12 protein-coding genes are annotated in these 20,562 nt (G+C 63.7%); 3 read left to right on the top strand and 9 right to left on the bottom strand.

The annotated features are described in order from the left end of the window. The first annotated feature begins 80 nt into the window (after window positions 1-80). Window positions 81-2,867 carry a TonB-dependent receptor gene (locus GRI65_RS14135; protein WP_160757234.1) on the top strand — a complete coding sequence of 929 codons (2,787 nt, stop codon included), beginning with the start codon at window positions 81-83 and terminating at the stop codon, window positions 2,865-2,867. Between the two features lie 2 nt (window positions 2,868-2,869). Beyond that, a complete protein-coding gene (locus tag GRI65_RS14130) occupies window positions 2,870-4,147 on the top strand; it encodes an alginate lyase family protein (protein WP_160757233.1) in 1,278 nt (425 codons plus the stop codon). Window positions 4,148-4,163: 16 nt separating this feature from the next. Here the strand turns inward: GRI65_RS14130 and GRI65_RS14125 are convergent, their stop codons facing one another. After that, entirely contained in the window at window positions 4,164-6,494 is a 2,331-nt protein-coding gene (locus GRI65_RS14125; RefSeq protein WP_160757232.1) for an EAL domain-containing protein, read from the bottom strand. 87 nt (window positions 6,495-6,581) lie between these two features. Further along, window positions 6,582-7,988, bottom strand: a complete 1,407-nt coding sequence (locus GRI65_RS14120; RefSeq protein ID WP_160757231.1) for a FecR domain-containing protein — start codon at window positions 7,986-7,988, stop codon at window positions 6,582-6,584. A 265-nt stretch (window positions 7,989-8,253) separates the two neighbouring features. On the opposite strand from GRI65_RS14120, the gene GRI65_RS14115 reads away from it, so the two are divergent. Continuing rightward, window positions 8,254-9,804: a ShlB/FhaC/HecB family hemolysin secretion/activation protein gene (locus GRI65_RS14115; RefSeq protein ID WP_160757230.1), complete on the top strand. Its 1,551-nt coding sequence runs from the start codon at window positions 8,254-8,256 to the stop codon at window positions 9,802-9,804. On the opposite strand, the gene GRI65_RS14110 is transcribed toward GRI65_RS14115, so the two are convergent. From GRI65_RS14110 to GRI65_RS14080, 7 genes are all read right to left on the bottom strand, one after another. Beyond that, window positions 9,801-11,219, bottom strand: a complete 1,419-nt coding sequence (locus tag GRI65_RS14110) for an efflux transporter outer membrane subunit (RefSeq protein WP_160757229.1) — start codon at window positions 11,217-11,219, stop codon at window positions 9,801-9,803. The genes GRI65_RS14115 and GRI65_RS14110 overlap by 4 nt on opposite strands. Beyond that, window positions 11,216-14,329, bottom strand: a complete 3,114-nt coding sequence (locus GRI65_RS14105; protein WP_160757228.1) for an efflux RND transporter permease subunit — start codon at window positions 14,327-14,329, stop codon at window positions 11,216-11,218. Before GRI65_RS14105 ends, GRI65_RS14110 begins: the two co-directional genes overlap by 4 nt. Next, the gene (locus GRI65_RS14100) at window positions 14,319-15,437 is read right to left on the bottom strand and encodes an efflux RND transporter periplasmic adaptor subunit (protein WP_160757227.1); all 1,119 of its coding nucleotides are present in this window, start codon (window positions 15,435-15,437) and stop codon (window positions 14,319-14,321) included. The genes GRI65_RS14105 and GRI65_RS14100 overlap by 11 nt, the downstream gene beginning before the upstream one ends. A 101-nt stretch (window positions 15,438-15,538) precedes the next feature. Next, window positions 15,539-16,735 (bottom strand): ABC transporter permease, encoded by a 1,197-nt coding sequence (locus GRI65_RS14095; RefSeq protein WP_160757296.1) that lies wholly within the window; start codon window positions 16,733-16,735, stop codon window positions 15,539-15,541. Between the two features lie 8 nt (window positions 16,736-16,743). Further along, a complete protein-coding gene (locus tag GRI65_RS14090; RefSeq protein ID WP_160757226.1) occupies window positions 16,744-17,493 on the bottom strand; it encodes an ABC transporter ATP-binding protein in 750 nt (249 codons plus the stop codon). After that, a complete protein-coding gene (locus GRI65_RS14085; protein ID WP_160757225.1) occupies window positions 17,490-18,827 on the bottom strand; it encodes an efflux RND transporter periplasmic adaptor subunit in 1,338 nt (445 codons plus the stop codon). The genes GRI65_RS14090 and GRI65_RS14085 overlap by 4 nt, the downstream gene beginning before the upstream one ends. Continuing rightward, a complete protein-coding gene (locus GRI65_RS14080) occupies window positions 18,824-20,326 on the bottom strand; it encodes an efflux transporter outer membrane subunit (protein WP_160757224.1) in 1,503 nt (500 codons plus the stop codon). The genes GRI65_RS14085 and GRI65_RS14080 overlap by 4 nt, the downstream gene beginning before the upstream one ends. Window positions 20,327-20,562 lie beyond the last annotated feature (236 nt).

The raw sequence follows: 20,562 nt of genomic DNA, 5'->3' as shown, positions 1-20,562 counted from the left end.
ATACCGGTGTCATTTAATGGGTAAACCGGTGTCAATTCGGACGCGCAGTCTTCATGCTGCGTCATAAAGGGAGAATCAAAATGCGAAATTCCAGGAAAAAGGTGGCGGCTCAGCGGCTGGTCCTGCTGGCCTCGGCCGCGGCAGTAATGGCACCTGTATCCGCGCTCGCGCAGGACGCGCCGGTAGGGCCGGCTGCTGAGAATACAGAGAATGGCGAGATTGTGGTGACTGGCGAAATCAGTCGTTCGATTGAAAATTCGCTCGAGGCGAAGCGGCAGCTGAATGTAATCGGCGATGCGATTGTCGGGGAAGACATCGGCGATCTGCCCGACCTGTCGGTGGCGGAGACGCTGGAACGCGTGGTCGGAGTGACCTCCGACCGCTTCAAGGGCGGCGCTTCGGAGCTTTCAATCCGCGGTCTCGGCGCCTTTCTCGGCGCATCCTATCTCAACGGGCGCGAGATTTCCTCGGGCAGTGACGGACGCGGTGTCAATTTCGGCCAGTTTCCTTCCGAACTGCTAAACGGCGTGGTCGTCTACAAGTCGCAGCAGGCAAGTTTCATCGAAGGCGGCGTTTCCGGGATCATCGAGTTGCAGACGCTCCGTCCGCTCGATTACGGCAAAAGCCGGCTGCAGGTGCAGGGTCTGCTCGGTTACAGCGACTACGAGGACCGGGTGGATGACGGGTCCCCATTCAGCCAAAGGCTCACCGCCTCATACATCGACCAGTTCGGCAATGTCGGCATCGCCATTGGCGGACAGCTCCGCCGCGATACCGCGCCGGAAGACATCTACACCACCAGTTCGACGTTCAACCCGTGCAACACGCTGGGCGATAGCGGCAATTGTTCCTACCGGAAAGATGCGGACGGCAACCCCACCGGACCCTCGCCGCTCTATTTCGCCTCCAACCAGTACATTTACCGCGCACAAGCGAGCGAGGCGGACCGCGATGCGGTGATGGCGAACATCCAGTGGCAACCGACATCCAGCCTGGATATCAATCTGGACGGACAATATTCCTACCGCGACGATATCGAGGAGCGCCAGAACCTGGTGATCGCCGACGGCCGCCGCAGGATTGCGCCGATCGAGATTTCGCCCTCCGGCGCGCTGTTGGCATGGGCCGGGAATTCGCGGCTGGAAAACCAGAGCGTTTGGCGCAAGCGGACCGAGGAATATATCGGTCTAGGCGGAAATGTAGCGTGGACCGGCAACCGCCTGACGATGGCGCTCGATGTCGGCTATTCGCAGACCAAGCGCAGGCAGGACGAGCTGGACATGCGCATCCGCACCAACCAGCGGGTGAATTACGAAATCGACACGCGCGGTCTCACTGTGCCGAGCCTGGTACTGACCGATGTTTCCGCGGTCGAAAACAACACCGGGCTGGAGTTCGATCTCGACAATCACGATATCTACAACGAAGGCGCGCGGGCGCGGCGCCGGCTGGAAAACATCGACGATTCCATCTTCGCGGTGCGGCTGGACGGGACATACGAGCTGGACGGATTTTTCAATTCGATCGACGCAGGTGTCCGTTACGGCAACCGCGACCGCTTCCATGATGACGGCATCGACACCGAGGTCCCGCTGGTGCCGGGTAATTACGCCAGCGACGGCGCGGTTGCGGCGCGGCTCGATACGTTCCTGGTCAAGGATCTGTACCAGGGGGCCGATACCCCGATTGAAGGGCTGACCTTTGCACGGTGGGATGCGCGGGCGCTGTACGCCGCCCTCACCGGCAGTCTCGACGCCGGTCTGCCGACCGGGTCCACCCTATCGGCGGATGATACGGACGTGGTCGAGAAAACCTACGCGGGTTACGTGCAGGCCAATTTCGATGGCGATGTGTTCGGCACGCCGGCAACGGGGAACTTCGGGCTGCGGATTGTGCGGACCGATATCACTTCGATTGGCCTCAGCTCCGAACTGGCCACCGCTCCCGGGCCGGACCCCGACACTATCGTGATCACCCAGATCGGAACCCCGGTCGCGAATGTAGAGCGCAACAGCTTCACCAATGTTTTGCCGAGCGCTAACATCTCCTTCGAACTGGATTTCGACAAGCTGCTTCGCTTCGCGGCCTATCGCGCGATCGCCCGGCCCGAACAGGAAGCTATGTCAGCAGGCCTCAGTTTCGATACCGAGGCGGATCTGGGCAATATCGGGAGCATCGTCAGCGCCGCGGGCAACCCGTTCCTGGAGCCTCTGAAATCCTGGAATGCGGATGTTTCGTTCGAATGGTACGCATCGCCGACCACTTCGCTGGCGATCGCGCTTTATGCCAAACGGCTCAGCACCGGCTTCCGCACCGATGTCTCGCCGCTGACGCTGATCGTGGACGGCACCCCGACCGAAGTGATCATCGGCAGGACGGTCAATTCGGATGACAAGAGCCATCTGCTCGGGTTCGAAATCAACGCACAGCACAAGTTCGACTTCGGGCTGGGGCTTCAGGCAAGTTACAATTTCGCGGATTCGAATTTCGAATTCCCCGATCCGCAAGTGGTTGCCGGCACACCGATAGCGGATTTGACCGAACCGGCCAATCTGCCCGGATATTCGCGGCACACCGCCAACGCGACGGTGTTCTATGAAGGCTCCGGCTGGAATGCGCGGCTCGCCTACAAGATCCGTTCGGATTATTTCAAACCGTTCCGGTCCGAACAGAACCGCTTCGCCGCCGCGCAGGATTTTCTCGACTTTTCCGCCAGTGTGGACCTGACCCGAAGCGTCCAGTTGCGGCTTCAGGCACTAAACCTGCTCGACGAGCCCAACCTGTTCTATCGTCCGACGCGCGACAGCCTTGCGCAGGCCGATTATTCGGGGCGGCGGTTCTTTGTCGGTCTGCGGGGCAAGTTCTAACCATGGGGCGGCCGGGCGCTCGCAGCGACCTGGGGCCTGGTTCCAAGGCCCGACATGCCGCCCGCGGGCTCGCCGCAATGTTGCTGTTCGCGATGCCAGCGGGGCTTTCAGCGCAGGAATCCGGCGCCAAGGTCCCGGCGCTGGTGCTGGCCGACGGCGCACCGCGTTGCCGCGGCAGCGCGGGGTACGCTGCCGATTTCGAGGGGAGACGAACATTCCTATGGCGTCCGCAATGGCTCGAATCGATCCGGCAGGACCCGGCCGCGGTCAAGGCTGTAACGGATGCCGGCGACAAGGCGATCGGCGGGCCGCTCTACAGTGTGACGGACAAGCCGCAGCCGGTTCCCGGTGCCAGCCCGAACGAATACGCGTCGATTGGACCCTATTGGTGGCCCGACCCGAAGAAGGCAGATGGCACGCCCTATATCCGCCGCGACGGCGAAGTTAACCCGCAGCGTAACGGGCCGGAGTTCGACAAGGACAGGTTGCGCAATCTGGCGCGCGATGTTCGGGCTTTGTCTCTCGCCGCGTATGTGTCGGGGGATGAACGCTATTCTTCACGAGCGGCTGAACTGGTTCGCCGGTGGTTTCTCGATCCCGCGACGCGGATGTCCCCGAACATGAATTTCGCGCAGGGCATACCGGGCCGGGTCGATGGCCGCGCCGAAGGGATCATCGAAGCCTCGGATTTGGCGACCATCGCCGAAGCGGTCGGACTCATCGAGCCGACCGGTGCCCTTTCCCGTGAGGAACTGGCCGGCCTGCGCCAATGGTATGCCGATTTCGCGATGTGGATGGCGACCAGCGAAAACGGCGAAGCCGAGATGCTGAAAACCAACAACCACGGCGTGTTCTATGATTTCTACCTCGCCCAATTCGCATTGTTTGCCGGTCTTGAGGGAACCGCCCGAAGTGTAGTCGACAGCTTTCTGGATTTCCGCTTGGGGGCGCAGATGGACCGCCAGGGACGGTTTATCGAGGAATTGAAGCGTACCCGCAGCTGGCACTATTCCCATTTCGTGGTAATCGGCGCGGCGAAGCTGGCGACTATCGGGGAATGCCTGGACCGCGATTTGTGGAACAGTCAATTGTCCGATGGCCGCAGCCTGCAGACGGCGCGTTCGTTCCTGCTGCGTTATGCCGGCAATCCGGAAAGCTGGCCGTTTAGCGATATCGACCTCAGCGGCGGCAAACTTGGCAGGATGCGCCTGACTGCGATGCAGACGGAACAACTTTTCGAACGGGAAAGTCTGTCCGGCGGAGCGGACGCGCTCCCCTGATCGGATTTTGCGGGCTTCACGCCATCAGCCGCGCCTGTTCGTCACCATCGGCGATCCACCGGGAAGCGATAATTTCCGCGGAAACCGGCTTGGAGATATGCCACCCCTGGGCGATGTCGCAGCGCAGCGTGTGTAGCAGACGCATGCACTCCGCATCCTCGATACCTTCGGCGACTACCGTGAGGCCGAGGGCATGGGCCATCTCGATGGTCGATTCCACCATCACCCGGTTTCCCCGGTTGGTTGTTACCGTCTTGACGAAGCTCTGGTCGATCTTGATTTCGTCGACCGGCAGCCGCTGGAGATAGCTCATGGTCGACTGGCCGGTGCCGTAATCGTCGATCGAGATCTTGATGCCGGTATCACGGATCTTGCCGAGGGCCACGGTAGACAGTTCGGGATCGTCGAGCGCAGCGGTTTCGGTAACCTCGAAAGTGATCTGCTGGTTGGCCACTTCGGATTGCTCCACCAAGGCGATGGCCTGCTGCACGAAGGCACTGTCCCCCAGCAGTCGCGCGGAAATATTAACCGCGCAGCCCAGGCCGGGACGCTGACGGTCCCACTGCGCGAGGTCGGACAGCGTGCGGCGGATGACGAACAGGGTCAGGCTGTCGATCCGGCCCGATTTCTCGATTACCGGAATGAATACGTCCGGACCGATCCCGCCATAGACCGGATGTTCCCACCGGATCAGCGCCTCGAACCCCTGCAGCCGGTCGGTGTGGAGATTCCATTTCGGCTGATACACCACGTGCAGCTGGTTGTTGCGGATCGCCTCTTCCAGATCGACCAGCAGGATCTGCTTCAGGCCGATCGCGCTGGCCGCCTGTGCATCATCCCAGCACCATTTGCGGTCCTGTACGCGGGCTTGCTGGGCCGCTACTTTCGCCTGGTCGACCGAACGGTTGCTGATGCCGAAGGTCGCGCCAATCTTGACCCTTTGCGTCCCCGCCATGAACGGCGCCTGGAACAACGCCATAGCGGTCTCGAAATGACCGGGAATGTCGTCCTGGTAATCCTTTTTCACCAGCCATCCGACGGTGTTCGCATCGAGATGGAAAATCTGTTCGTCTTCGGCAAGAAAACCCAGCCGGGCGCTCAAATTGCCGAACAGGTCGCGGCGGGCGGCGCGGTCGGTCAGCACCAACAGGTCGGTGAAGTCCGCCATGCGCGCCGCGACGATGTTACCCGGACCATGGCGGGCGATGAACTCCTGCAACGCAACTTCATTCGGCAGGCCGCTGGCTTCGTTCGACATCTGGCTCGTTTCAAGCTCCCCGATCGTGCTCGAAAATTTGTGCAGGCCAGCGAACGACAGCAGGAAGAATAAGGCCGGGACCCCGGCAAAGGTAGCGACGAGGTAATATTCGAGTACCAGCACCGAGCCGAACAGCGCGACCCCGGTCCCCGCCGCCCCCACGGCGACCCCCCGTTTGCGCCGCGACACATGGGCGAATTGCACGAGCAGCCACATCGAACTGAAAGCGATGCCGAGCGGCAGGAAACCGCCCAGGTGCGGGATGTCGGCGTTCTGGATAAGCGTCTCGGCCGCGAGCGCCTGGATCACCACGCCCGGGGTAACGCCGAACCGCCGCAGAGAATAACGGTCGCCCAGCTCGATCGCAGTAGCACCGATCAGCACCTTTTTCCCGGTCAACCCTGCCGGCGGCGAGCGCGCTGCCAGCAAGTCAGAGAAACTCAGCCGCGGGATCGATGCAGGGTCGATCGACTGGTCAATCGCGAAGGTCCGTTCGATGGTTCCGGACCGCTCGGCCAGCATGCTAGCGACGGAGGGTCGCGCGATGCCTCCTGTGCGGGTGCCGAAACTGTAACGGCTGAGCTGCCCGTTGCCATCAGGGTGGATATTGACCGAGGCGATGAAAGCGTGCTGCCGCAACATTTCGATCGGCCGGTTTTCGACATAGGCACGCTGGACCGGGGAACGCACCTGGCGGAACGTAGGCAGGATGACATTGGCGGCAGAATTGGCAATTGCGGATGCAAATCGCTCGTCATGCTCGCGCGACGATTCCGAGGAAAAGTCGACGTCGAAAGCAATCTGGGCCGCTCCGGCTGCCGACAGCTTGTCTACCGCATCGGCGTAGTAACTGCGCGGCCAGGGCCAACTGTCCAGCGCCTGCAGCGATTTCCCGTCGATTTCGACGATGACTATCTCGCCGGAAGCCGGACGTTCGAGAAGGTCGGCACGAACATTCTGCAGCCGCTGTTCCAACTCGTTGCCCACGCCGGTGAGCGCCATCAGCGCGGCGGACACCAGGGCGATCACCCAGGCCAAGGCCGAGCGGCGGGCCTCCCATGGCTTGAAAGAAAGCAACCAGATCTTCAACGCGCGCACCACCACATTCGGTTAGCCGCGTTACTTAGCCCGGCCCGCTCTATTTTTGGTTAACCGGCAGCTAAAGCCGATTGCGAATTAAGGCCTCGGCTTGCCTTTATCACCGCCGCCGCCCCCATTGCCGCCACCTCCGTTGCCGCCACCTCCGTTGCCACCGCCCTCGTTCCCCGTACCATTTCCGCCGCCGTTGCCCTTACCGTTGCCTTTGTTGCCGCCGCCATGGCCGGTGCCGTTGCCATCGCCGTTACCGTTACCGTTACCGTTACCGTTACCGTTACCGTTGCCGTTGGCGCCGCCGTTGCCGTCACCGTTGCCTCCGCCTCCGCCGTTGCCCCCGCCGTTACCGTTGCCGTCTCCGCCGCTTCCGCCACCGTCGTTACCAGAACCGTTTCCGCCACCTTCCGCATTCCCATTGCCGTTACCGCCGTCCCCGCCATCACGGCCGCCTTCATTACCGCCGCCGTCATTGCCATTGCCGTTGCCGTTGCCGTTGCCGTTGCCATTGCCGTTACCTTGGCCGTTACCTTGGCCGTTACCTTGGCCGTCGCCTGCCCCGCCATTAGCTTCGCCGCCGCCATTGCCGTTGCCCGGTTCATTACTGTCATCCGAAGGTCCGCGGGCTTCGGCAGAGTTGTTGCCGAAGACACCGTTTCTTCCGTCCGCTGGAGCTTTTCCGGCAACACCATTTATCACAGCGTTGTCGTTGCCTGCGTTGTCGTTGAACGCCATCCGCACTGCCGTGTCCGGGGCGGCGCCGCCGTGCACCAGCCCATTGGTAATCACGCCGAGCGGCACGGGAGTTTCGGCGATCGCGGCGCTGATAGTGCCTTCGAAACCGCTGGATGCGATGTCGAGAAGGGTCGCCTCATCCATCGGCTGCGGTGTCTCGCTGCTTCCTGCCGGGGCGTTGGGCGAATCGATAACCTGCGGCCGGGCACCGGAGATGGTCAGCCGGAATTGCTTGGCGCGATCGACGATGCCGATCATTCCTGGCTGCAATAGCTGTGTGGCGCCGCCATCCAGGGTCGCGACCTGCACCGCGCCTTCGGTAACCTGAACCGCCGCGCCAACGTCGGTGACGGTCACACTGAATGTCGTGCCCTTGACCACGGCGGCGAGATACGGCGTCTCAACCCCGAAATGCGGCGTGGCCTTCTTGTCGATTCGGAAGATGGCGTTGCCGATCTCCTGGAAGAACTGCACGACACCGCCCTCGGCCTTGGGCTGGTTGATGCGGACGCGGCTGTTGGGCGAAACAGCGACATATTCCTCTCCGCGCACCAGCACTGCCCGGCTCTTCGCCCCGGCCGCGACCACGTCGCCGGGTTGCAGGATGCTGCCGGTGACCGCGATTTTCGAAACGCCTGCGCGCAAGACATTAACGTTTCCGGTCGTTTCGGACAGGGTCCATTGGGGCGCAGCGGCGTGGACCGCACCAGCAGACAGAAATGCAGCAATAACAACAGCTTTGACATAATTGCGCATCGGCAATTCCTTCGGCAATCACGTTTTAATCCAAATTCAAGGCCTTCTCTACGCTCCCCCTCCTCACGATCTCGTTCAATTTTACGCTGAATATCCGGTTAAACGGAACCTAAGCTAAGGAAATCATAAGGAATGAAGCTTAACCCGCGGCAGTCTTCGATGGAGTTGTGAATTGCGCCGCATTGCTTGTTTTTCCGTCTTCCTAGGCGTCAGTCATTTCGCGTCACCGGCAGCGGCGCAGCAGGTTTCGAATCCCTTCGAAACAGTGGCGAGCCCCCGCGACGGCCGCACGCCTGAGCAGACTGTCGATGTCGGCACCGGTCCGGTAGCCGCGACCGGAACATCAAGCGGTGCGTCCGATGCTCTGAGCGCCGTGACCATCGGTTCGGTCCATGTCGGTACCGCGCAGGAAATCGCCCCCGAGACGCTTGCCGGCAGCTATGCGGATTTCATCGGGCGCGAGGCCACCGAAGAAACGCTGCAGGCGCTGGCGACCGCGGTGTCCTCTGCCGCGCGCGAACAGGGCTACGTGTTTGCCAGCGCCAGTATCCCCCCTCAATCGGTCCGGATGGGCATGGTCGCAGTCCGGCTGGATCCGGGGCCGATCGACGAAGTCCGCGTCCTCGGCTCGAAGAACAAGCGCCTGCGCGCCATCCTTGAAAAATTGCGCTGCAATGCTGCGCAGTCGGATATCCTCGAACGGCAATTGCTACTGGCGGGGGACCTGCATGGGATCACCGTCAAGTCGGTGAATTACGAACGCGAAAGCGGGCGCGGCGTACTGGTGGTGAACGTTTCGGAAGACACGATCAGCGGGTATGCCGCGGCAGATAATTACGGCCCCGAGAGCTTCGGTCCGATCCGCGCAAGGATTGAATACGACATCGCGGGTTTGCTGTCGGATGACGATGTGCTGACCACCCGGCTCATCAGCACGGCGCTGCAACCAAGTGAACTGGTGTATTTCAACTCCCGCTATGCGCGTACGCTCGGGGACGGCAGCACCGTCATCGGCGCATCGGGCGCGGCGGGGCGCACCCGCTGGGATAATTTTTCCGGGCTTCGGGATTTCCGTGGCCGGACGCTCTACGCTTCCCTGTTTGCAGGACATGCGTTGAAACGCAGCCGCGCCGGCAGTCTGTGGGTGAATGCGGAACTCGACTATCTGGCTTACGAACAATCGGGCGACAGTGGCGTGTTCCAGGATGACCGGATCGTCACCGCTACGGTCAGCTTCAGCGGAAATTACGATCTTGGCGCAGGCCGTGTCTATGGGGGCATCGGAGTGACGCAAGGGCTCGGCGTCCTTAATGCCAGCCGCACCGGAGACCCGTTGAATTCGCGCTCAAACGGCAGCGGGGAGTTCACCAAGGTCAGCGCCTGGGTCAACACCGTCCTGAACGCTGGCGGCGGTTTCGGAATGCGCCTGGCGGCCAACGGGCAGATCACCTCGCGTCCGCTGCTGTCGCCGAACGAGATTGCGCTCGGCGGTCCCTATTTCGGCAAGGGATACGATTTCAGCGAGCGCTTCGGTGACGAGGGGATCCTCGCCCTGACCGAGTTGCGCAAGGAATTCAGCGACGTGAACCAGTGGCTCGACTGGTTCCAGCTCTACGGGTTCGTCGATGGGGGCTATGTCGACAATATCGGCACCGGCGAAGGCGACGGGTCGCTGGCGTCGGCGGGCGGCGGGATGCGCGCGCAGATGGGCCCGCTCGACATGGGCCTGGAAGTAGCCGCGCCCCTGACCGGTGACCGATACGAAAGCGGAGACCAGTCGCCCAAGATCAATGTGCAGGTCGGCTTGCGGTTTTAGGAGCCGGTAACCGGCAGCGTGGCACGGATCGGTGTCGACCCCGGGTCGGCCCCCGTCGCCGCGTAAAGCGCGATGATCGACGCGGCCAGGTCGGCCTCGCTATCGATGAGTGACTGGCGGCTGGCGATCAACTGGCGCTGCGCATCCAGCACGTCGAACAAGCTGGCGAGCCCTTCGCGGTACAGCGCCCGTGACTGTTCGAACGCGGTCTCGCTTTCTTCGATCGCCTGCCGCAATTCGGTGTTCCGATCGGTGAAGGCGTCGATCGCCACCAGCGAATTCTCGACTTCTGCCAAGGCGTTGAGGAAGGTCAGGCGGTATTCGAAGAACCGCGCGTCGGCCTCCGCTTCCGCCGCCGCGATTTCAGCGCGCCGCCGCCCGCCGTCGAACAGCGGAAGATCGAGCGATGCGCCGACTGTGGCGAAGAAATCGGACACCAGCCCGCCCAGTGACCCGTCACCCAGCACCAGATTGGCAGGCAGCACGAGATTGGGCAGCAAGTCGGACCGCTCCACCCCGACACGGGCCGCGGCCTCCACCAGGCCGGCTTCCGCCACCAGGATGTCCGCCCGGCGCCGCAGCAGGTCGGCCGGAGCCCCCGTCGGCGGACCGCCCGCATAGGCCGGGATCGCGGCGTCCTGCCCGGCAAATTCCTCCACCGCTCCCGGTGTGTCGCCGGTCAGCACGGACAAGGCGTGGCCCGCGCGCGCGCGCGCCAGGCGCAGCAGGCCCAGCTGGGCCCTTGTTTGCGCGAGATCCGCGGCCGCGCGGCGTACGTCGAGATTGGCGGATAGCCCGGCTTCGAACCGCAGCGTCACGATCCGCAGCGTCTGTTGCTGCAAGTCGGTCGATTCCTCCAGCAGCGCGAGCCGCGCGCCGGTCCGCCGCAGTTCGATATACTGGCCCGCAACCGCCGCCGCCACCAGCCGCCGCTGGTCCGCGAGGAAATACTCCGCCGCCGCCGCGTTGGCCGCGGCAGCCTGCACTTCCGCCGACAGCCGCCCCGACAAGTCGAGATCGAGTTGCGCTGAAAGCCCGGCCCCGGCAACCAGGCCGCTGTCCCCCGCAGTGCCGGCTTCGCCGCCCACGCTGCCGCTCACCCCGGCGGACGGCAGCAGGTCGGATTGTTCCGCGTCCACCAGCGCCCTCGCCGCGCGCAGCCGCGAATTGGCCGCCGCGACGTCGAGATTATCCGCCAGCGCGTCCTGCACCAACTGGTCGAGCACCGGGTCGGTGAACCCCTGCCACCACAATTCGCTATCCCCCGAAGCGGGCCGGTAATCCGCGTAATATTCGGCGGGCGGAGAAAGGTCCGCCGGGCCGCGCGCCGGCGGGATGGTGGCGGTGCAGCTGGACATCGCCAAGCCAGCTGCGGCCAGGGCTGCGAGAGCCGGATGGCGTGAAGCGCCCCTCATCGCGCACTTTCCAGCAAGGCGTTCTGTCCGCTCGCCTTGTCAATTTCTTCGTGGATGCGGGTCAGGTCTTCGTTGCGCGCAGACCCGAACCGCGCGATACCGAGATAGATTACCGGCGTCAGCAGCAGGGTGAAAACGCCCGCGATGCCGAGCCCGCCGAAGATCACCCAGCCAATCGACTGCCGCGCCTCCGCACCCGCGCCGCTCGCCAGGATCAGCGGGACTGCGCCGACAACGGTCGAAATCAGCGTCATCGCAATGGGCCGGAGGCGGATGATCGAGGCTTCCTCGATCGCCGCGCGCACATCGCGCCCGCCAGCCCTCAACTGGTCGGCAAACTCCACGATAAGGATCCCGTTCTTGGCCATTAGCCCGATCAGCATGACCAGCCCGATCTGCGAATAGATGTTCAGCGAAACGCCCGACAGATAAAGCGAGAATACCGCCGCCGCCAAGGCGAACGGCACTGTCAGGATCACGACCATGGCGCTCGTCATGCTTTCGAACTGCGCCACCAGCACCAGGAAAACGATCACGAAGGCGAAGGCGTAGGTCAGCAGCAGGTCGTTGGAGGTTTCCTCCAGCGATTGCGCCTGCCCCTGCAGCAGCATGTCGATGTCGTCCGCCACGGCGCTTTCCGCCAGCCGTTCGATCTCGGTCACCGCGTCTGCAAGGGGTGTTCCGGGGGCAATGCTGGCGCTGACCTCGATCGACCGGCGCTGTTCGGTGCGGTCGAGTTCGGCCGCGATGCCCTGTTCCTCGATCAGCGTCACGCTCGACAGCGGCACCAGCGTATCGTTCGCCCCGCGCACGTACAGGTTGCGAAGGTTGGACGGATTGGAAATCGATCCCACCGGCGCGGTCAGGAATATCGGAACTGCCTGGTCGCCGATGTTGAGGTCGACAATCTCGTCCCCGCCGACCATCGCGCGCAGGGTCTGCGACAGATCGTCCAGGCTGACCCCGAGGTCGGCAGCACGCTGGCGGTCGATCTGGATCGACAGCTGCGGCTGCGTCGGCTGGTAGGATATTTCCGCGTCGGACAGGATTTCCGACCCGGTGTCGATCGCTTCGGACAAGGATAGCGCAGAAGCATAGATGTTGTCATATTCCGCGCCGGTCAGGGCAACCTCGATCCCGTCCCCGCCGCCGCCGCCGAAATTCAGCGTACCGCGGCCCCGCGCGTTGGTGCGCGAACCGGGAATTTCCTGCAATGGACCGTCCAGCGCTTCGACGATCTCGGTCTGGCTGCGGTCCCGGTCCCCCCATTCCGCAAGCTCAGCGGTCGCCTGTATCCGGTTGGGATCGTAGCGCCCGACTATCGAGAAGGTCGACTGGATCTCGCCGCTGTCGAGGAACGGTTGGAGGACCTGCTCGATCTCGTCCATTTCGCTGTCCATGAACGCCAGCCCGACGCCGTCCGGCCCGGTCGCGCTGATCACCACGACCCCGCGATCCTCGTCCGGCACCAGTTCGTTGTCGAGCATCCCGTAGAGCAGTCCGGCGAGCACTGCCGCGACCAGCGCCGCACCGAGGGTGATCCGGGGGTGATCGAGACACCGCTTGAGCATGGATGCGTAGCGGGAATTGGCTGCGCTCCCCCAACGGGACAAGCGCGTTTCCGGCTGGTCATGCGCGGTCAGGTCGAGCCGCGCCGCGAGTGCGGGAACCAGCGACAGGGCCACGAAGGAAGACAGGATGACCGCGACCGCGAGCACAAAACCGAACTCCCGGAACAGCCGCCCCGCTTCCGATGGAAGGAAGGAAATCGGCACGAACACCGACACCAGCACCGCCGTCGTCGCGACCACGGCGAAGAATACCTGCCGCGTGCCGATGACGGCGGCGGCGCGTTTGCCCAGCCCCTTGTCCTGCAATCGCTGCGCATTTTCGAGCACCACGATCGCATCGTCCACGATCAGGCCGGTGGCGAGCACCAGCGCCAGCAGGGTCAGCAAGTTGATCGAGAAACCCATCAGGTAAATGCCCGCCAGGACGCCGACCAGCGCCACGGGAATGGTCGTGCTGGGGATCACCGTCGGCTTGATCGCGCGGAAGAACACCAGCATCGTCACGACCACCACCGCGATGGTGAAAGCCAGTGTTATCAGCACTTCGCGGACCGAAATCTGGATGAAATCCGCTTCGTCGGAAATGACTTCGATGGCGATATCGCCGAACCGCTCGTCAAGCCGTGTGACCGCTTCGCGAATTTCGCCGGATATCTGGATGGTGTTGGAACTCGCCTGCCGGATTACGCCCAGGCCGATGATCCGCTTGCCGTTCAGGCGCACGAAATTGGTGGCATCGGCGGGCGCGAAGCCGGCCTCTGCGACGTCGCCGATCCTAGTGTTGCCGGAAATGATCACGTCCTTGATCATCTGCGGATCGGTGGCGCTGGCTTCGGCCCGCACGACAAGTTCCTGCGCGTCCGAACGGAAACTGCCGACGGGAACATCATAAGGCGCGCGGCGCAAGGCTGCGGCCACGTCGGTCATGGTCAGGCCGAAGCGGTTCAGCCGCAATGGATCGACCGACACCCGCATCTGGCGTGCGCGCGATCCGAATTGTGCGATACTCGCAACCCCGTCCGCCGCGAGCAGTTCGGGCAGAATGTCGTTATCGACGATGCTGGTAAGTTCCGCCTCGTCATAGCGGTTGCTGGAAACCGCCAGTGTCATGATCGGCGAAGCGTCCTCGTCGGCCTTGACCACGGTGACTTGTTCAACCCGTTCCGGCAGTTCGCGGGTCACCCGGCTGACCGCCTCGCGCACATCGGACGCGGCGGTGTCGAGATCGGTGCCGGCGGTAAATTCGATGCGGATGCGCGAATTGTTCTCCTCGCTCGAGGCGTTGATCTGCCTGACCCCGGAAACGCGGGCCACCGCGTCTTCGAGAATGCTGGTGACCTCGGAATCCATCGTTTCCGGCGCGGCACCGGGGAAACTGGCGCTGACCGAAACGATCGGCCGGTCGACATTGGGCAGCTCGCGGACCTCGATCCCGATCAGCGCGGCAATCCCGGCAATCACGATCAGCAGGTTCAGGACCCCGATCAGCAGCGGCCGTTCGACCGCCAGCAACGGGAGATCGAGCTTCCTAGCGGCCATTGGCAGTGAGCGAGGCGGACGCGGCCGGGGCGGGTTTCGGCGCAGGCGTGGGCGTTACCAGCGTTCCGGTTTGCGCTGGTGCCGGGGCCGCCTTCGCAATTCGCACCTCCTGCCCCTCGCGGACTTTCTGGACCCCTTCCACCACCACGGTATCGCGCGCGGTCAGCGGTGCGTCGACAAACGCGCGCCCGTCGCGGCGGGAGGTGATCGTGACCGGAATGCGCCGCGCCTTGCCGTCCCGGACGGCCCACAGATAGGCTCCTTCCCCGCCCCAGACGATCGCTTCTTCCGGGACCGCCGGACGGGTGGTGCCCGCGTCGGAGAAGATCACCCGGAAACTCATTCCGGGCCGCAGCCGGTCACCGGAATTGTCCACCGCGGTGCGGACGGTGAAGTTGCGCTGGTCGGAGGAAACGGTGGAATCGGTCGCGATCACCCGCGCTTCGATCTGCCGGCCCGGTTCGGAAAACGGCGACACCGTGACTACGGCGCCTTCACTCAACTGGTTGAATACGGTCTCCGGCGCGGGGAAATCGACATACAATGTCCCGCGCTGGTCCAGTTGGGCGATCGGGATGGAGGGATCGATCCGGTCACCGACATCGATCTCGGTCAGGCCGATATGGCCGGAAAACGGCGCGCGGATGGTGCGGTCGGCGAGCGCTGTCTGCGCCTGCCGCAGCGCGACCCGGGCGGATGCAAGCGCGGTTTCCCCGGCCTCGATCTGGCTTTCCGAAATCGCGCCGGTGTCTTCGATCCGCCGGTATCGGCCAAGCAGTTGGTCCGCCTCGCGCACCTGCACCTGCGCCAGCTCCACCGCCAAACGTTCCTGCCGCGCGTCGAGTTCGACCAGCACCGCGCCCCGACGGACAAAATCCCCGGCGGCAAAGCGCACGCGGCGGACCTGGCCCGCGGTTTCGGGAAATATTTGCGCCGAGGTCGCCGCGCGGGCGGATCCGATGGCCTCGACCCGGGACTGCTCCGGCAGCATCGCCACTTTCTGGGCAATGATCGGGACCGCTTCACGCTCCGGTGGTTCCTCGTCAGCAGCGCAGCCCGCCAGCAACACCGCGGCCAACGCGAGGTACGTTCTTTTCAAGGAAACCATGCAAGCAGCCTTAACCCGATCCAGAAGTTGACGAACGCCTCCTTGCGCAGTTCTTCTGAAAAGGTTTCAGCCGCCGCGTTGTTCCCTTACAGACAGCATGTTCATTCGTGACGCAAGGCCTCGATTGGATCGAGGCGGGATGCGCGGCGTGCGGGGTAATATCCGAAAATGATCCCCATCACTGCCGAGAACAGGAAGCTCATCACGTTGATCACGGGATCGAACATGAAGGGGACGTCCACCAGCGACGCCAGACCGTAGGACAGTCCGAACGCCAGCACGATCCCGATCATTCCGCCAAGGCAGCATAGCACCACCGCTTCGGTCAGGAATTGCAGCTGCACCTCGCGCGCCAAGGCGCCAATGGCCAGCCGGATACCGATCTCGCGGGTTCGCTCGGTCACCGAAACCAGCATGATGTTCATGATCCCGATGCCGCCGACCAGCAGGCTGATCGCGGCAATGGCCGCCACCATCGCGGTCAGCGCCCCGGTGGCGGCACCCAGCGCATCGTTGACCTGCGCGGTGTCGATGACGTTGAAATCGTTGTCCTGCCCGTCCTGCAACAAGCGCCGTTCGCGCAGCAGGTCCACAAGGGAGGCCTGGATACCCGAACTGGCGTAGCTGCTATCGTACTTGACCACGAAGGACTGGATATCGGTGTTGCCGATAAACCGCCGCTGGACGGTCTTGAGCGGCATCATCACCAGATTGTCCTGGTCCTGGCCGCCCCCGCCCTGTCCGCGTTCCTCGAGCACGCCGATCACGGTGCAGGACACCGAATCCAGCCGCATTTCAGAGCCTAGCGGGCTGACCCCGGGCACGAAAATCGCGTCCAGCACCTTGGGCCCGATGATGCAGACGTTCTGGCCGGACGATTCCTCCGCCGCCGAAAAGCTGCGGCCCTCGACCACGTCGATGGTCTGGGCCCGCAGGAAATCGTTTTCCACCCCGTTGACGGTCGTGGTCCAGTTCTGTCCGTTATGGAACGCGGTGGCGCTGGCAGAAGCGCTGCCGGCGGCCAGTTCCACTCCGGCGATCTGCGTTGCCACCGCGTCGATGTCGCTTTGTTCGAACGGGCGAGGGTTGCCCCGGTCGGTGCGCACCGGGAAGACGATGAACACGTTCGAGCCGAGCGACGAAATCTCGTCCCGGATGGACGCGGTCACCCCGTTGCCGAGCGTCACCATGGTGATCACCGCGGCGACCCCGATGATGATCCCCAGCGTGGTCAGGAAGGACCGCAACAAATGCCGGCGAATCTCGCGCAGGGATAGCAGCAGGGTCGCGCCGAAAATCCCGAACATCAGGCGGTCGCCCCGATTGCAGGAGCGGGGCTGGCCGGATCAGCGGCTGCGCCGCGTTCGATCCGCTCCACCACCCCGTCACGGAAATGCACGATCGTGCGCGCGAACTGGGCCATTTCCATTTCGTGAGTGACCAGCAGGATAGTTATCCCGGCACGGTTGAGGTCGGTCAGCAGTTCCATGATTTCGATCGAGCGTTCGGTGTCGAGATTGCCGGTCGGCTCGTCCGCCAGCAGCACATCAGGTTCCGTCACCAGGGCGCGCGCGATGGCAACGCGCTGCTGCTGGCCGCCGGAAAGTTCCGCTGGCGTATGATCCGCCCACGGGACCAGCCCGACCAGGTCGAGCGCTTTCAGCCCCGCCTTGCGCCGGGCCGCCTTGCTTTCCCCGCGATACAGCAGCGGCAGTTCGACATTCTCCAGCGCAGTCGTGCGTGACAACAGGTTGAAACCCTGGAAGACAAAACCGAGGTAGCGCCGCCGCAGCAGTGATCGCTGGTCGCGGGTCAGCGCCTGGACCTCCGTCCCGCGAAACCGGAATATTCCGGTAGTGGGCACGTCGAGGCAGCCGAGGATGTTCATGGTGGTCGACTTGCCGGAACCCGACGGTCCCATCACCGCGACGAAATCGCCCTTCTCAATCGACAGGTCGACGCCCTTCAGCGCCTGGAACGCCGCCGGGCCGGTCCCGAAGGTCTTGGTTATCCCTTCCAGCTGGATCAGCGGCTGCGGCGCGCCGGCGTCACTCATTTTTCGGCTGCCTTGGTCCCGGTCACGACTTTCATCCCCTTTTTCAAATCGGGGGAGGTTACCACGGTTCGCCGGCCATTGCTCTGTCCGGTCACGACATCGATGCCTTTCAGCTTCCCGTCGTCCTGCAGCACATACACGCGCTGCCGGCTGCCTGCACCGATCGTGGCCTGCTGTTCTTTCTGCTCGAGCCCGATCTGCGGGTTGAGCACGTTGCCTTCCTCCGCCGCTTCCTCCTCCGGATCGAACCGCAGTGCGCTGTTCGGGACCAGCAATTGCTGGCCGGTGTTTTGCGTGGCGATAGTCGCGGTCGCGGTCATCCCGGGCCGCAGCAACCCGTCGGCGTTGGCGACGGACAGGCGTGCTTCGTAACTGACCACCGAATTGCCCGCAGCGTTCGTTGCGGCGGCATTTTCCGTCGCGGTGTTGCTGGAGGCGAGATCGATCCGTTCGACCACCGCCGGGAAGCGTTTGCCGGGATAGGCGTCAACCACGAAGCTGGCTTTCTGCCCGGGCTTGACCTGGCCGACATCCGCTTCGTCGATTTCGACCCGCAGTTGCATCGCCGACAGGTCTTCCGCCAGCACGAACAGCGTCGGGGTGTTGAAGGATGCGGCCACGGTCTGGCCCGGTTCGACCTGCCGGGCGAGCACCACACCGGTCACCGGCGAGCGGATTACCGCGCGGCTCCGCGTGGTCATGCTGGACGATAGCGCCGCTTCCGAAGCCGCGACATTCGCCCGCGCCGTCGCCACCGCCGCACGGTCACGCGCGACATTCGCCTGCGCCGCTTCCAGTTCGGTTTGCGAGGGGACCTTGCCGCCGGAAATGCGGTAAACTTCGCGCAGGCGGCCAAGCTGCGCGGTGTCGACATCGAGCGAGGCCTGAGCGGAAGCCACGGCGGCGCGCGACGCGTTGAGATTGGCGCGCGACTGGGCGATCTGGTCGTCGATGATGTCGGTGTTGATCCGTGCCAGCACCTGGCCCTGGGTTACCCGGTCGTTCACATCGACGGTGATCAGGTCAATCTTGCCGGACACTTCCGAACCGACTTCGACCTGGTTGGTCGGGCGCAGGTTGCCGGTCGCGCTAACGGTGAGGTCGAGCGATTCCTGTTCCACCGTCTGGGTGATATACTGCGGGCCCTCATCGCCCCCGGAACAGCGCGCGACGGCAAATATCAGCAGCAGCACGACCAGCGCGGGGACCCAGTAACGGGCCCACCGCCGCCAGCGCGGACGGGGCTTCTCGCCAAGGAAATCTTCCATGTTTTCCGGTCCGCTGTCCGGTGCGTTTTCCGGCGGGTTCGTGCCGGCGGATGCTGTGTCGTTCATGGATCAAGTCCTGGGCTGAAAGTCTCTGGATAGTTGCCCGGGTCCCAGCCGCCGCCGAGTGCCTGCGTCAAGGTGACGAAGGCACTCGCGCGCTGCGCTTCCGAGGCAACCTGCGAATTACGCGCTGACAGCAACTGGTTTTCCGCCGTCAGCAGGGTCCGGAAATCGGTCAAACCCGCCTGGTACTGGCTGCGCGCGAGGATCGCCGCGTTTTCTGCAGCTTCGCGGGCTTCGGCGAACAGCGCGACCCGCTGCCGGGCGGCACTCAGGCTCGCGCTTCCGCTTTCGACATCCTCGAGCGCGATCAGGATCGATTGACGCCATGCCGCCAACGCCCCTTCGGCCGCGGCTTCTGCGCTGCCAACCTGGGCCCGCGTCCGGCCGCCGTCGAAAATCAGCTGGCTGACCCCCGCAAACAGGTTGCCGGTGATGATATCGAACAGATTGCCGATCCCGATGGAGCCGCTGCCGACCGTGCCGGTAAGGCGCACGAGCGGCAGCAACTGCGCCCGCGCCACGCCCACCCGCGCGCTGCTGGCCAGCAGGCCTGCCTCGGCCGCGCGCACATCGGGACGGCGGCGCAGGACTTCTGCCGGGGCTGCCAGACCGACCGTTTCAGGCGGCCGCGGGATCCGGGCGGTGTTGTCCAGTAACGCCAGGACGCGGCCCGGCGGCTCGCCGATCAGGGTCGAGATGGCGTTGGCGGTAGCGGCAAGATCGCTTTCCAGCGCGGGAATACTCGCCGCGGTCTGCGCACGCTGGACCCGGGCCTGCTCGACATCGAGGCTGGACACGAGCCCTGCCTGGTTGCGCCAGCGGGCGATCTGCAGGTTGTCATCCTGGTTGACCAGGGTGTCGCGCGCTATCGCGAGCTGGGCTGCGGTCGACCGGGCGGAAATAGTCGAGACGGCGACATTGCCGATGATGATGCGCTGCAAATCGGCCAGCGAATACCCGGCGCTGGCAAGGTCCGCGCTTGCCGCGTCGACCGATCCGGTGATCTGCCCAAACAGGTCGGCTTCCCAACTGGCATCCGCGCCAACCGAGAATTGCAGGGAACGCTCGGCGAAATCGCCCACCTCTCGGCTTACCCCGCCGCTGGCGGAAACGGCGGGCAGCCGGCCGGCACGCGCGATGACCAGGGCTTCACGCGCTTGCGCCAGCCTGGCCGCCGACTGGGCAAGGTCGAGATTGTTCTCTGCCGCAAGCGCGACGAATTCCGCCAGCGCCGGATCATTGAGCGCCAACCAGTAATCGGTAACGTCGGTTTCGAGGGGAGCGGCACCGGCGCTCCATTGTTCGGGAACGGGAATATTCGCCGCAGGAAGATCGGCGTAGGTAATCGACTGTCCGCAGCCGCCAAGCGCCAGCGACGCCGCAATCGGTCCGGCCAGCCGAAACGAATTGCGGCGGATCAGGTCCGCCGACAATCGGAGGACTTGTAGTTGTCGTTCGAATTGAGTGATGGCAGCGCCCCTGTTGCCGGTAATCCCAAGCATAGGCACTGCAATTATTTTGGCAATATTTGCAAGCATTAATCGCGCCGCGCTCTATTCTTTTGCCATTGCAAACAATCCATTGCCGCCGGGAATATCCGGTCAGAAATGGCTCGACCTTGCCGGTTCTACCATCAAACTACTGCCGTGTCTGACCAAAAAGGCACAGCGCCGACAAGAGACTCCGAAGCCGGGACAAATCGCTAGCCCTTTTCGGCAAGGAAGCTAAGCCCACCCCG

The organism is Allopontixanthobacter sediminis (assembly GCF_009828115.1).
Lineage (GTDB): Bacteria > Pseudomonadota > Alphaproteobacteria > Sphingomonadales > Sphingomonadaceae > Allopontixanthobacter > Allopontixanthobacter sediminis.
This window is presented reverse-complemented; position numbering and strand designations above follow the sequence as displayed.